Consider the following 14,674-nt stretch of genomic DNA (forward strand, 5'->3'; position numbering starts at 1 on the left):
TCATGCAAATTCCGATTATCGGGGTTGTAGAAAACTTCTCGTATTTCCATTGCCCGGATAACGGCAAAGATTACAAGATTTTCGGTGACAGTCATATTGATGATGTACTTGAACGTTATAATTTATTATTGTTAGGTCGTTTACCAATTGATCCAAACGTAGCAGCTCTTTGTGATGCCGGCAAGTTAGAAGACATTGAACAAACGAACTTAGAATCTGTAGAATTACCTCAATAGCATTACATAAGGTATTAAACACAGGCTGCTTATTTTCTTTATAGAAAAGGGAGTAGCCTGTGTTTTTTATATGTAGGATATTATTCAAGTAACAAAGTTGTTAAAAGGGAAAGGGAGGAACATTACGTGAAAAAGTATATGTCATGGATTATTCCCATCTTGGTAGGTGTCATCATCTGGTTTATGCCGGTACCGGAAGGTCTTAAACCGCAAGCGTGGCACTTATTTGCTATTTTTGCCGGTACAATTTTAGGATTCATTTTGCAGCCACTGCCAATCGGGGCCTTATCGATTATCAGTATTGTCATTTCGGCTGTAACCAACACTTTAAAAATTGGCGAAGGCTTAGCCGGTTTTGCCAATACAGCTATTTGGTTAATCGTAGCTGCTTTCTTATTCTCCCGCGGTTTTATCAAAACCGGCTTGGGTAAACGTATTGCTTACACTATGATTACAGCGGTAGGCAGTAACTCTTTGAAATTATCGTATGCTCTTGTTGTCAGTGATTTAATTTTATCGCCGGCTACACCATCCAATACGGCTCGTGCTGGCGGGGTTATTTATCCGATTACTAAATCGTTGGCATCGGCTTTCGGTTCCGAACCGGGCGATACAGCTCGTAAAATCGGTGCTTACTTGATTCAAACAATTTATCAAGGCAATACCATTACATCCGCTATGTTTATGACTTCCATGGCCGGTAATACCTTGGTTGCTTCTTTAATCGCTGCTTCTTTCGGTTACACCATTACTTGGGGCGACTGGGCTATTGCCGCCATCGTTCCGGGCTTAGTGGCCTTGATTGTTATGCCGTTGATTTTATACTTTATTTATCCGCCGGAATTAAAAGACACTCGTGAAATTTAAGCTCATATTGCTAAGGAATTAAAAGAACTCGGCTCTATGAGTTTCGCTGAAAAAGTAATGCTCGGCGTATTTATTTTATCTCTTGTTTTGTGGGCTACCGGTCAATTTACCGGCCTTAACGCAACTACTGTTGCATTATTGGGCGTAAGTATTCTCCTCGTTACTAAAGTGTTAACCTGGTCCGATGTAACGGAAGAAAAAGGCGGCTGGGATACTTTGATCTGGATGGGCACTATGATGGCCTTAGCATCTCAATTGAATAAATTAGGTTTTATTCCTTGGTTTGCCAAAATCGTCGGCGACCAAGTAGCCGGTATTGAATGGATCATGGCATTCATGATTTTGATTTTGATTTTGATTTACACCTATTCCCATTACTTGTTCGCAAGTCTTACCGTACATATTACGGCTATGTATGTAGTGTTTGTAGCGGTTGCTATCAGCGCCGGCACACCTCCGTACTTGGCAATGCTTGCGTTCGCATTCTTCTCCAACTTATGTATGTCCCTTACTCACTATGCAGCCGGTCCTTCACCAATCTTGTTTAACTCGGGCTATGTGCCGCAGAATACTTGGTGGCGCTTAGGTTTCATTGCTTCTGTTGTCAACCTTGTTATTTGGCTCGGTGTCGGTTCCATGTGGTGGAAAGTCTTGGGCCTTTGGTAATAAATTTTTAATATATTTCATAGAATAATATCCAACCTAAGAAGAGAAAGCACTGTCCTTTGCGCGGCAGGCTTTCTCTTTTTTGTTTTATCCTCAATTGTGTTATAATATCTAGTGTAATTAAACAAAATGAGGTGTACTATGGATACAGTAGCACGATTGTTAGATTTTATAGATAATAGTACCTCCCCGTATCATACGGTGAAGACCGGTGCCAATGAGCTGAAGGCTAAAGGCTTTACGGAATTATTCCTTGAAGACGTTTGGGCTCTCGGTGAAGGGGACTACTTTGTAAAGGTCTATGACTCCACGTTGGTGGCCTTCCATATCGGATCGAATCTTCGCCATTCTATGCGCATTGCTTCGGCCCATACGGATTTTCCGGCTATTCGTATTAAGCCAAATCCGTTGGTAGATACCAAAGGCTATGGTGAGCTTAATGTGGAGACTTACGGGGGGCTGATATTAAACACTTGGCTTGATCGTCCTTTATCTATGGCCGGTGCGGTAGTGACACGTACGGACGATCCTTTCCGGCCTGACGTTCACTATGTGGATGTGGCAAGACCGCTTTTGACAATCCCTAATTTGGCTATTCATATGAATCGTCAAATTAATGAAGGGGTGGCACTTGATAAGCAAAAGCATATGTTGCCGCTTTTCATGATGTGTAATGATAAGATTGATACCGACCGTGAGTGGCGTGAATTTTTAAGCGAGCTTGTAAAACGACCGGCTGAGGATATTTTGTCCTATGAATTGACGCTTTATCCGGTAGAAGGGGGCACAACCTTTGGCCGCTATGATGAATTTATCAGCTCGCCACGCATCGATAATCTTACGTCCTGTGTAGCTTGCCTGGAAGGCATTTTTGAAGCTAAAGCAACGGACGCTGAAGGGCTTCGAATGGTTGTGTTATTCGACAATGAAGAAGTGGGCAGTCGTACCAAACAGGGCGGAGCGTCTACAATTTTATCGCAATTGGTAGAGCGTATTTATATGGCGACCGGTCATACGAAAGCGGAATGCTATGCCGATGTAGCGGCGGGCTTTATGATTTCCGCCGATGTGGCTCACGGTTATCATCCGAACTATCCTGAAAAAAATGACATTACCAATTATCCTATTTTGAATAAGGGTGTTGTTTTAAAAATGGCATCCAGTCAATCCTATGCCGGTGATGCATGGGCTATTGCCACGGTAAAGGCTTTGTGTGAAAACGATTCTATTCCGTATCAGATATATGTAAATCGCTCGAATATTCCGGGCGGTTCTACGGTAGGATCCATTACGTCCGCCATGTTGGCTATGCGTACTATGGATGTGGGCGTACCGATTCTGGCTATGCATTCGGCGCGCGAAACCATGGGGGCTGATGACCAGGAAGCGTTGGATAATTTAATGAAGGCGTTTTTAAGGTAGGTATTTATGCTGACTGAGTATACAATGCTTATCACGGACGTTCTAGGCACTTCCTATGGTAAGCTCACGTTAATCGTGTTAATTTTCCTGGCCGGCTTTGGCATGTCGCTGGTGCCGGAAACGGTGGCCACGATTTTGCCGCGCTTGGCGGGACATATATATAAGCGTATTTATTTTGCCATTGGCATGACCGCATCCATCATTGTGGTCGGTGTCATCGGTTCGCGCATTTTAGGCCCTACCAGTATTGGCGGCAGCTCCTATGTGATTTGGGGCGTCTTGCTCGTAGCCATGTCGCTGCAAGCGTTTGAGTGGATTGCCTTTATTCATCCGGCGCCGCTTAAAGGGCGCGATGAACGACGCATTGAAAGAGCCCGCACGCCGATAGGCCGTACTCTGGCTATTGTAAAACAGGGTCTGTTGGTTGGCCTCTCGTGGCGTTATGATCGTTTGCCGATTTACATCTGGCTCGTGGCTACGATTGCCGTAGCGGGCTGGAAATTGGCATCGGTGATGATTATTTCATTTATTATAGGCTATTTAATTCCTGTATTTTGGCTCACCAATCGTTTGGAACGACTGGCTAAATTGGTGACACAGCCAAATTATCGGACAGGTATTTTTTGGTTTAAACGTCTTATGGGCGTAGTTATGTGGCTGGAAGCGTTATATTTTATCGGGCTTTTAGTGACATACTAATTATGGTTATCTCATGTATGTATTGTGTATACATGGTGAATAAAGGTTGTATTCCTTTGGGAATGCTCCTACAATGTAGAGAGGTAACAAGTTGAGGAGGAAGTCTCATGAAAGAAATTAAATCTGTGTTGGTTGCCAACCGAGGTGAGATTGCTATCCGTGTTTTCCGTGCGTGTAACGAAATGGGAATTCGCACAATAGCAATTTACTCAAAAGAAGATTCGCTTTCTTTACATCGTAATCAAGCGGATGAAGCGTACTTAGTAGGACGCGGTAAAAAACCGGTCGATGCGTATTTGGATATCGAAGATATCATTCGTATCGCTCATGAACATGATGTAGATGCCATCCATCCGGGCTACGGCTTCTTGGCAGAGAATGCCCGTTTTGCCAAACGATGCGAAGAAGAAGGTATCACATTCATCGGACCTCGTCTGGAACATTTGGAAATGTTCGGGGACAAGGTAAACGCCCGTATTCAGGCTAAATTAGCCGGCATTCCTATGATTCCGGGGAGTGACGGACCTCTTAACAATTTTGAAGAACTTGAAGAGTTTGCCAAAACTCACGGTTTCCCATTGATGATTAAAGCCGTTAACGGCGGCGGCGGTCGCGGTATGCGTGCCGTTGAATCTATGGGTGAACTTCGTGAAGCCTATGATCGCGCCAAATCCGAAGCGAAAATGGCCTTTGGCGATGATGATGTATATGTTGAAAAATTAATCGTTGAACCTAAACATATTGAAGTACAGATCATGGGCGATGCTCATGGCAATGTAGTTCATTTATATGAACGTGACTGCTCCGTACAGCGTCGTCACCAGAAAGTTGTTGAAATGGCACCTGCTTTCGCATTGCCTATGGAAACACGTCAACGTATCTGTGATGCAGCCGTTCAAATTATGAAAAACGTTAAATACGTGGGTGCCGGTACCGTCGAATTCCTAGTTACCAATGACGGCAATTTCTACTTCATCGAAGTAAACCCTCGTATTCAGGTAGAACATACTATTACTGAATTAATCACCGGTATTGATATTGTAAAAACTCAAATTCGTGTAGCGGAAGGCTATTCTTTATTCGATAAAGAAGTAGGCATCCCTGCACAGGAAGATATTGAATGTAACGGTCAAGCTATTCAGTGTCGTATCACCACTGAAGATCCAAGCAATAACTTCATGCCTGATACCGGTAAATTGGTAGCCTATCGTTCCAGTGGCGGTTTCGGTATTCGTCTCGACGGCGGTAACGCTTTCACCGGCTCCGTAATTACGCCATACTATGATTCTTTATTGGTAAAAGCTTCTTCCTGGGCTCTAACTCCTGAAGAATCCATTATGAAAATGCTTCGTTGTTTGCGCGAATTCCGTATTCGTGGTGTCAAAACGAACATTCACTTCTTAATCAATGTATTGGAAAGTCCTGAATTCATGTCCGGTACTTGCAATGTTAACTTCATTGACGAACATCCTGAATTGTTTATTTTCAAACAAGTTCGTGACCGTGGTACTAAGATGTTGCGTTACATCGCCGATGTAACTGTTAACGGTTACCAGGGCCTTGGCCATCAGGAAGTACCTGATTTTGAACCGATTCAGATGCCGGCTTTGCTTCCGGGTCAACCACCGGCAGGTACCAAACAGAAATTTGACGAATTGGGACCTGAAGGTTTCTCCAAATGGTTAAGTGAACAAAAACAGGTATTCTTCACCGATACAACTTGGCGTGATGCGCATCAGTCCTTGTTTGCCACTCGCTTACGTACCGTTGATATGGCGCGTGTAGCCGGCGAAGCGGCCCGCGGTGTATCCAACTTGTTCTCCTTGGAATGCTGGGGCGGCGCTACCTTCGACGTAGCCTATCGTTTCTTGCATGAAGATCCATGGGAACGCTTACGCATGTTCCGCAAACAAGTTCCGAATGTATTGTTACAGATGTTACTTCGCGGTGCCAATGCGGTAGGCTATACCAGCTATCCTGATAATGTAGTACGTCAATTCATTAAATTGGCAGCCGATAACGGTGTCGATGTATTCCGCGTATTCGACAGCTTGAACAGCCTCGATAATATGCATGTAGCTATCGACGAAGTTCGTAATCAGAATAAGATTGCCGAAGTATCCTTGTGCTACACCGGCGATATTCTCGATGCAAGCCGTACAAAATACAACTTAGATTACTATGTAAGCATGGCTAAAGAAGTAGCAAAAGCCGGTGCCAACATTATCGCCATCAAAGATATGGCCGGTCTTTTGAAACCGCAAGCCGCTTACAACTTGGTATCTGCATTGAAAGATGCTGTTGATTTGCCAATCCACTTACATACTCATGAAGGGGCAGGCAATGCGATTTATACCTATGGCCGTGCTATTGATGCGGGCGTTGACGTAGTTGACGTAGCATACTCGGCATTTGCCAACGGCACCAGCCAGCCAAGTATGAACTCCTTGTATTATGGTTTGTCCGGTCATGACCGTCAGCCTGAAATGAATGCGGATTATATGGAACAGATGTCTCATTACTTTGCATCCATTCGTCCATACTACAAAGGCGTTGATAAAACAAATCCATATCCAAGCACTGAAGTGTACCAGCATGAAATGCCAGGCGGCCAGTTCTCCAACTTGCAGCAACAGGCTAAGAGTGTAGGTCTCGGTGAACGTTGGGATGAAGTTAAAAAAGTATATCATCAGGTAAGCATGATGTTTGGCGATATCATCAAAGTAACGCCATCCTCTAAAGTAGTTGGTGATATGACTTTATTCATGGTTCAAAATGATCTTACGGAACAAGACATCTACGATAAAGGCGAAACTCTTGATTTCCCTCAATCCGTAGTTGAATTCTTCCAAGGTTATTTAGGCGTACCATACCAAGGTTTCCCTAAGAAATTACAGAAGATTATTTTGAAGGGCAAACAGCAACTTAAAGGTCGTCCGGGCGCTTACTTAGAACCGGTTGATTTTGAAGATGTACGTAAACACTTGGTTGATTTAGGTTCGCCGGCAACTGATGAAGACGTAATCGCATACTGCTTGTATCCTAAAGTTTACAGCGATTATGTTGAATTCAACAGCGATTATGACGATATTTCCGTATTGGATACACCAACCTTCTTCTTCGGCATGCGCCGTGGTGAATCCATTCACGTAACCATTGAAAAAGGTAAAATGCTCATTATCAAATTGATTCATGTCAGCGAAGTGGATGAAGACGGTAATCGTATTGTAAGCTTTGAATTCAATGGTCAGCCTCGTGATATTAAGATTCGTGACAAACATGTTAAAACTACTGGTGTTGTTCGTCATAAAGTTGACAAAACTCAACCTGGTGAAGTTGGTGCAACCTTGTCCGGTTCCGTTGTTAAGGTTATCGTTAAGACAGGTCAAAGCGTCTTGAAGGGCGAACCGCTCATCGTAACCGAAGCCATGAAGATGGAAACGACGATTACATCGCCAATCGATGGTATCGTTGGGGAAGTCTATGTTCGTGAAGGCAGCCGAATCGAAAGCGGCGACTGCTTGCTCAAGATTCAGGACCGTTCCAACTCTTAATAACATAATGCTTGTTAAAAGTGCATGACTTTAAACCGACCTTCTCATTTGAGAAGGTCGGTTTTTTGTATGTATTAAGTAAATTATCAAAAAATGGCAAAATTGGGGCGGTTGCGAAGGTTATTTTCACAAATTAAGCCCATATACATTGACTTTGATAGTCCTTTTCGTCATTTCGTGTTACAATAAATTAGAAACCCTTTAGCATATAGAGAGTTTTTATATGACATTCAGATACAATATGTTGAAAGTTCAAATAGGATTAACTACAAGATAAATTTCAGATATTAATATAGTTAATACCTCAACGGTAATTATTTCAAAAGAATTTATCTTAAACGATTAAGGAGTGAAGGTATGTTTTCATATGGGAAGAAACAATGGGCGTTGGGACGCTCTATTTACGGCTATAGATCTTGGCGCGAGAAGCGACGCATTACTTTGTTTGTAGGTCGCTCTTATAAGAATCGCAAGCAGTTGAAGGAACTTATCGAGTATTTCGACAGCTATCAGCCTTTACCTAATTTGCTCGACAAACACGAAGGTATTTATGAAGTAATTAATCGCGTATTTTTATTTAAAAATTCATCGGCTAAAGAGCGTTTGGCAGCGATTAAAGATCACTTTGACATGCTTCCGGACTATTTCACACAAGAAGCCATTACGGAGATGTATAATCCCGATGAGAGCCATGCTGTAGTGATTTGGCAAAACGAAGAACTCGATTTAAAAGCACAGCTTTGGTTCCATACAGGTCAGCGTAAGGAAAGCTTTTTAAGTTTATTCCTCATGTATGAAGGGGAAAGTATTTACCATATCAACTTCCGCTTGGGTCATGGTTTTAACGGTGAACCTTGTATTTGGATCGGTACTATTCAGGGTCACAAAAACGGTCTTGATAAGGCAAAACAGATTACGAAGAAAATGTTCAGTTATCGACCTAAGAATTTTATGTTCTTCTTAATGCGTCAATTGGCAACGCAAATGGGGATTAACTCCTTATACGCTATTTCCGACGAAGGTTTTTATACCAACAGTCATTTGATTCGTATCAATCGCTCTAAAAAAGTACAGTTTGATCCCTTCTGGAATGAATTGGGCGGTACACCTTGTGCCGAAGATAAAAAGTTCTATCGGATTCCTTTAGCGGAAGAACGTAAGACTTACGAAACGGCCAAGACGCATAAACGCAATATGTATCGCAAACGTTATGAAATGCTGGATCGTTTTATCGACGAGATTGCTGAGAACAGCAAAACATATTTAAAGAAATGAGGTGAACTCATGAGATGTCCTTACTGTAAACATACTGAAAATAAAGTAACCGATTCGCGTGCTACCGATGATGATAACAGCATCCGTCGGCGCCGTGAATGTTTGTCTTGCGGACGCCGTTTTACGACGTATGAAGTTATCGAAGATGTGCCGATTATGGTCATCAAATCGAGCGGCAGTTATGAAATGTTTGACCGCAGCAAATTGTTGAACGGTATTTTGCGCTCTTGTAACAAGCGTAATATTCCCCGCGAAACATTGGAAAATGTTGTAAAAAATGTAGAAGACACGATTCGCAATCGCTCGCAGCAGGAAATTAAATCCTCTGAAATCGGTGATTTGGTTTTAGCGGAATTGAAAAATATCGACGAAGTAGCCTATGTTCGCTTCGCCTCCGTATATCGTAATTTTGAAGACGTACAAGCCTTTGTGGCCGTATTGAAGGATTTGCGCGAACATGAGGATACTAAATGATAGATTTACATTGTGATACCATAATGATGCTCATCGATGAACCCGATAGGGGCGACTTGGGGCAGAATCCGTGGAAAATAGACATAGCAAAATTAAAAAAGGGTGGTTATCATTTACAAGATTTTGCTCTCTTTGTAGAGCTCGATCAGGAAAAAGATCCTTATGCCCGCTATGAAGCTATGCGCCAATTGTTTATGGCAGAAATGGAAAAGTATAAGAACGATATTGTTCATGTACGGTCCTATGAAGAGTTTAAAGCGGCCCGTGAAGCCGGAAAAATAAGCGCCTTATTATCCGTTGAAGAAGGGGGCGTTTTTGAAGGCGACTTACAGCGCTTGAAAAAAGCCTATGATGACGGTGTGCGTCTCATTACGATTAGCTGGAATTTCCCGAACGTTTTATCCTATCCTAACGGCGAAAAGTATGAAGGCAAAGGTTTGACCCCGAAGGGGATTGAGTTTGTACAATATATGGAAGAATTAGGGATGATAGTGGATTGTTCCCATTTAAACGATACGGGTACGTATCAGCTTGGTGAAATCTTAACGAAACCATTTATTGCTTCTCACTCCAATGCGCGAGCATTGACGAATCATCGACGTAATTTAACGGATGATCAAATTCGTCTCATTGCCAATAAAGGCGGTATCATCGGGCTTAACTTTGCACAGTCCTTTTTAGGCACATCCCGCATCAGCTTAATCGAAGATATTGTGCGTCACGGCCTTTATATTCGTAATGTAGGGGGCAGTGATGTAGTAGCGTTAGGCACGGATTTTGACGGCATCAGACCGGATACGGAAATTGAAGATGCCGGTGACATGATGCGCTTATACGATGCTTTCCGTAAAGCGGGCCTCAGTGAGCGCGATACGGATAAAATATTTAACGACAATGCGGAACGTTTATTACAGACTATATTGTAATTTATATGGCTCTATGAAGCCGTTTAATATAAATGCAATATGCATTTTAAAAATGGACAGCGCATTATTAACATAGTTTTTAGGAGGCTATATGGAATTTCAAGGAGATTTGAATCCTATTATTGCGGAGCGTTTTACAGACCATTTGGATGTGTTCGGCAAGACAATGGAACAAATGGATGTAATTCAGCTAATGGCAGAGCGTTGCAAAGAGGCGTTAAAAGCGGGTAATAAAGTTTTATTTTGTGGCAATGGCGGTTCGGCTGCGGATGCGCAACATTTGGCAGCTGAATTGATCGGTCGTTTTCAAAAAGAACGTCGTTCGTTGGCAAGTATCGCTTTAACAACCGATACATCGATTTTGACAGCCGTAGCTAATGATTACGGCTATGACGAAGTATTTGCCCGTCAGGTTGAGGGGCTTGGTCGTTCCGGTGATGTGTTAATCGGTATCTCCACTTCAGGTAATAGTGCCAATGTGGTAAAAGCGGCGTTAAAAGCACGTGATACGGGTATGCACACGATTGCGTTTACCGGTGAAGGCGGTGGCAAACTTAAAGATATTTGCGATATTACCTTTGCCGTACCTTCAAAAGTAACGGCACGTATCCAGGAAATGCATATTATGGTAGGCCATATTATTTGTGAGCTGGTGGAAGAAGAATATGATAAGTAAAACAATTACCGAGTTTTTGAATAATAAATTGCCTAAGTTACGCATTGCCGTTATCGGCGATATAATGGTAGATCGCTATGTATTCGGTGATGTGAGTCGTATTTCGCCGGAAGCGCCGGTGCCCGTTAACCGCGTCACCGATGTGCGTGAAGTCTTGGGTGGAGCTGCTAACGTAGCATCCAATTTGGCAAATCTTGATTGTCAGGTGTTCTTGGGCGGTGTAGCCGGTGAAGATACGCATGGTAAATTATTGACCGATTTATTGGAAGTAGAAAATATCAATCATTCCGGTATTATGCGTGAGCCGTCCCGTCAGACTACGACTAAAATGCGAATCCTCGGCGGTCGTCAGCAAATGATGCGCCTCGATTTTGAAGAGCCGGAACCGGTGAATGCGAAAGAAACAGAATTCCTGTTGGCTTGGATTAAAGAGTTGGCTGAACATGGACTTGACGGCATCGTTATTTCTGACTACGGCAAGGGCGTATGTACGACGGCCGTTCTGGGGGAAGTTTTAAAAATCGCCAAAGCTAAAGGTATAAAAACCATCGTTGATCCAAAGGGCAATGATTGGTCTAAATATAGTGGTGCCACGTTTATTACGCCGAATGTAAAAGAATTAAGCGAATACATCGGTAGAAATTTAGCAAACACGGATGAAGCCATCGTTGAAGCGGCGAAAGAAACGCTTGATGCTGTTGATTTTGATTATGTGGTGGCTACACGTTCTGCTAAAGGGATTACTATTGTGAGTCGTCAGGGTCAGATTTGGCATAATCCGGCGACGCAGCAGGATGTATTTGATGTGAGTGGCGCCGGTGATACGGTAGTGGCCATGATTATTACGGCTATGGCGGCGGGGCTTACGGTGCGCGGTACATTACATGTAGCGAATGCGGCGGCCGGCGTTGTTGTGTCCAAAGTTGGTACCTATCCGATTCATCGCCAGGAACTCTTGGATTTGTGGGCTACTATTCGTCAACGCCAACGCCAGGCGGACCCGATTATCGGTTACAGTCGTGAGGAAATGGCAGCTAAAATTCGTCAGTGGCAGAATGAAGGTCATACCGTTGTATTTACGAATGGTTGTTTTGACATTCTTCATAGCGGCCATTTATCCTATTTGCGTGATGCGGCTCGGTTGGGAGACCATTTGATTGTGGGCCTTAATTCCGATGCGTCGGTGAAACGCCTTAAAGGGGTGGCTCGTCCCATTAACTCTGAAAGTTCCCGAGCCGAACTCATGGGTGCTTTGGGGTTTGTGGATGGCGTCGTTGTCTTTGAAGAAGACACGCCCGCTGAATTATTAAGTGCGTTGCGCCCCAATATTTTGGTTAAAGGCGGCGATTATAAGCCGGAAGACGTTATCGGCCGTGAATACGTTGATAAAGTGATGATTTTACCGTTTAAAAACGGCTATTCCACGACGGGGATTATAGAAAAGATTAAGTCCTTAGTGCAGGAGGGATTATTATGATTATAGTTACAGGCGGCGCCGGTTTTATCGGCAGTAATATCGTTAAACAACTTAACGAACGCGGTCGCAACGATATTTTGATCGTCGACGATTTAACAGACGGCAGCAAAATCCGTAATTTGCAGATGCTCGATTATTATGATTACGTAGATTGCATCGACTTCGATGATGCGGTAGCTACGAATACCTTTGATGTGGGGCCGATTGAAGTGGTGTTCCATGAAGGGGCTTGTGCGGACACGATGAATTATGATGGCCGTTACATGATGCACAATAACTTTGAAGGCACCAAAAATTTGTTCCACTATTGCCAGGAACGTCGTGTGCCGTTCATTTATGCATCGTCTGCGTCTACCTATGGTCATGGTAAAAAAGGTTTTACCGAAAAACCGGAATGCGAAGAAGCGTTGAATCCGTATGCGTATTCTAAATTATTCTTCGACCGTTATGTGCGTCGTTTTGAAAAAGACTTACAATCCCAAGTAGTAGGTTTACGCTATTTTAACGTATTCGGACCGAATGAAAACCATAAGGGTAATATGGCGTCTTTAGTACGGCAGATGTTCTACAAACTTCGCGAAACCGGTGAAATTACTTTGTTCGAAGGTACCGACGGTTATGAAAACGGCGGGCAGTTACGCGACTTTATCTATGTCAAAGATGTAGTCAATGTAAACTTCTTCTTCTGGGAACATCCGGAAATCAGCGGTATTTTTAACTGCGGTACGGGCGAAGCGAAAAGCTTCAATCGCTTCATGCAGGCTGTTATCGATTATAACGGCTCCGGCAACTTACGCTATATTCCGTTCCCTGAAGTATTAAAAGGTAAATATCAGAGTTTTACGGAAGCGGACACCACTAAATTGATGGCCGCCGGTTACGATAAAGGCTTTACTAAATTGGAAGATGCGGTAGCCGAATATTGTGAATTATTAGATCATAACGAAGGTTATGTTCGTTAATTATATCCGTTAATTGAGTTTGTTAAGGAGAAGCCCATGCGCAAAGTATTGTTTTTAGATAGGGACGGCGTTATCAATGTAGATGTAAACTATTTATATCGCATTGACGATTTTCAGTTTGTACCGGGCGCACCGAAAGCGTTAGCTGCGGCCGTGCAGGCCGGTTATGATTTAATCGTCGTCACCAATCAAAGCGGTATTGCCAGGGGTTACTACACAGTAGCAGATATGGAGCGCCTACATGCCTACATCAACGAAGAGTTGACCAAGGTAAAGGCGCCCATCCTTGCATTTTATTATTGTCCCCATCATGTAAAGGGAACGGTAGCGGCGTACACTAAAGACTGTGATTGTCGTAAACCAAAACCGGGCATGTTATTACAAGCTATGAAGGACTATGATATTGATAAGGAAAACAGTTTTTTAGTGGGCGATAAACCGTCCGATGTGACGGCGGCTGAAGCGGCCGGTATAGAAGGGTACCTTTTTGAAGGCACCGATTTGTATGAATTTTTAGCCCCTATTTTAGAAGCCAAGCAGAAAGGACAGACCCATGAAGGAGTATAAACGTATACTAATTGTTAAAATGAGTTCGCTTGGCGATGTGATTCATGCGTTGCCCACCTTATATGCGATTCGTAAGAATTGGCCGAATGCGCATATTACCTGGGCAGTGCATGAACAATTCGGCGGTCCTTTGCCGGGCAAACCATGGCTTGATGAAGTTTTGTTTATTGATAAAAAGAAATTGAAATCAATTTCATATTTATGGACTTTGCGCCGTATCTTACACGAACGAAATTTTGATATGTGCCTGGATTTGCAGTGTTTGGCAAAAAGCGCCATCGTTTCGTTTTTATCCGGTGCCAAAGAGAAGTACGGCTATTGGGAACTGCGTGAAGGCAGTAAGCTTGTCAATAAAGCCTTGGTAGGGCCCAATAAATACGGCCATGTCATTGAGCGTTATTTAGATACGGTACGGGCTTTAGGCGGTACTGTGGATGCCATCGAATTTCCCATGAATGAATCGGAAAAAGCGGCCAATTCCTGTGAGGCTAAATTACGGGCTCAAGGCATGCCGCACGGTGCGGACTATGTAGTTGTAGCGCCGGGGGCCCGGTGGATTGTTAAAGAATGGCCAATCCCGCACTTTACCGACCTTTGCAAGCGCTTAGTAGACCAAAAACAATATGTGGTACTCGTGGGGGCGCCTTCGGATAAGGAAAAAGCGGATGAAATTCAAAACGGCGTAGATAGTCCGTATGTCATAAATATGACAGGGCAAACTTCACTGGAAGAATTAATTGAATTAATACGTCGCTGTAAATTGTATGTCAGTGCCGATACGGGTCCGTTACATATTGCCAATGCGCTAAAACGCCCGCTTATCGGTTTATACGGCACCACATCGCCGGAACGAACCGGTCCTTATGGCGGCGA

General features: G+C 43.4%; 12 protein-coding genes and 1 pseudogene. All 13 read left to right on the plus strand.

Annotation, left to right across the window (positions count from 1 at the left end; all coding sequences use genetic code 11):
• On the plus strand, positions 1-236 hold a 236-nt coding region (locus E7204_RS00055), incomplete at its 5' end, for a P-loop NTPase (RefSeq protein ID WP_295180389.1).
• Between the two features lie 138 nt (positions 237-374).
• A pseudogene (locus E7204_RS00060) lies at positions 375-1,769 on the plus strand (anion permease).
• A gap of 141 nt (positions 1,770-1,910) precedes the next feature.
• Positions 1,911-3,191 carry a M18 family aminopeptidase gene (locus E7204_RS00065; protein WP_295180391.1) on the plus strand — a complete coding sequence of 427 codons (1,281 nt, stop codon included), beginning with the start codon at positions 1,911-1,913 and terminating at the stop codon, positions 3,189-3,191.
• Positions 3,192-3,197: 6 nt separating this feature from the next.
• Positions 3,198-3,890, plus strand: a complete 693-nt coding sequence (locus tag E7204_RS00070; protein WP_127058939.1) for a hypothetical protein — start codon at positions 3,198-3,200, stop codon at positions 3,888-3,890.
• 107 nt (positions 3,891-3,997) lie between these two features.
• Positions 3,998-7,444 carry a pyruvate carboxylase gene (locus E7204_RS00075; RefSeq protein ID WP_295180395.1) on the plus strand — a complete coding sequence of 1,149 codons (3,447 nt, stop codon included), beginning with the start codon at positions 3,998-4,000 and terminating at the stop codon, positions 7,442-7,444.
• 357 nt (positions 7,445-7,801) lie between these two features.
• Complete coding sequence (locus tag E7204_RS00080) at positions 7,802-8,719, plus strand: DUF535 family protein (protein WP_295180398.1); 918 nt, start codon at positions 7,802-7,804, stop codon at positions 8,717-8,719.
• A 9-nt stretch (positions 8,720-8,728) separates the two neighbouring features.
• The gene (gene nrdR / locus E7204_RS00085) at positions 8,729-9,193 is read left to right on the plus strand and encodes a transcriptional regulator NrdR (protein WP_295180400.1); all 465 of its coding nucleotides are present in this window, start codon (positions 8,729-8,731) and stop codon (positions 9,191-9,193) included.
• On the plus strand, positions 9,190-10,119 hold the full coding sequence (locus E7204_RS00090; RefSeq protein WP_295180402.1) for a membrane dipeptidase: 930 nt from the start codon (positions 9,190-9,192) through the stop codon (positions 10,117-10,119). The genes nrdR and E7204_RS00090 overlap by 4 nt, the downstream gene beginning before the upstream one ends.
• A gap of 91 nt (positions 10,120-10,210) precedes the next feature.
• Complete coding sequence (gmhA, locus tag E7204_RS00095) at positions 10,211-10,795, plus strand: D-sedoheptulose 7-phosphate isomerase (RefSeq protein ID WP_295180404.1); 585 nt, start codon at positions 10,211-10,213, stop codon at positions 10,793-10,795.
• On the plus strand, positions 10,785-12,272 hold the full coding sequence (gene rfaE1 / locus E7204_RS00100) for a D-glycero-beta-D-manno-heptose-7-phosphate kinase (RefSeq protein WP_295180406.1): 1,488 nt from the start codon (positions 10,785-10,787) through the stop codon (positions 12,270-12,272). The genes gmhA and rfaE1 overlap by 11 nt, the downstream gene beginning before the upstream one ends.
• A complete protein-coding gene (gene rfaD, locus E7204_RS00105; protein ID WP_021842427.1) occupies positions 12,269-13,234 on the plus strand; it encodes an ADP-glyceromanno-heptose 6-epimerase in 966 nt (321 codons plus the stop codon). The genes rfaE1 and rfaD overlap by 4 nt, the downstream gene beginning before the upstream one ends.
• 36 nt (positions 13,235-13,270) lie before the next feature.
• Positions 13,271-13,801, plus strand: a complete 531-nt coding sequence (locus E7204_RS00110) for an HAD family hydrolase (protein ID WP_295180409.1) — start codon at positions 13,271-13,273, stop codon at positions 13,799-13,801.
• Positions 13,788-14,674, plus strand: an 887-nt coding sequence (locus E7204_RS00115; protein WP_295180411.1) for a glycosyltransferase family 9 protein, incomplete at its 3' end; no start/stop codon positions are given. The genes E7204_RS00110 and E7204_RS00115, both read left to right, overlap by 14 nt.

Origin of the sequence: Veillonella sp., from assembly GCF_015058545.1 — a bacterium.
Classification (GTDB): domain Bacteria; phylum Bacillota; class Negativicutes; order Veillonellales; family Veillonellaceae; genus Veillonella_A.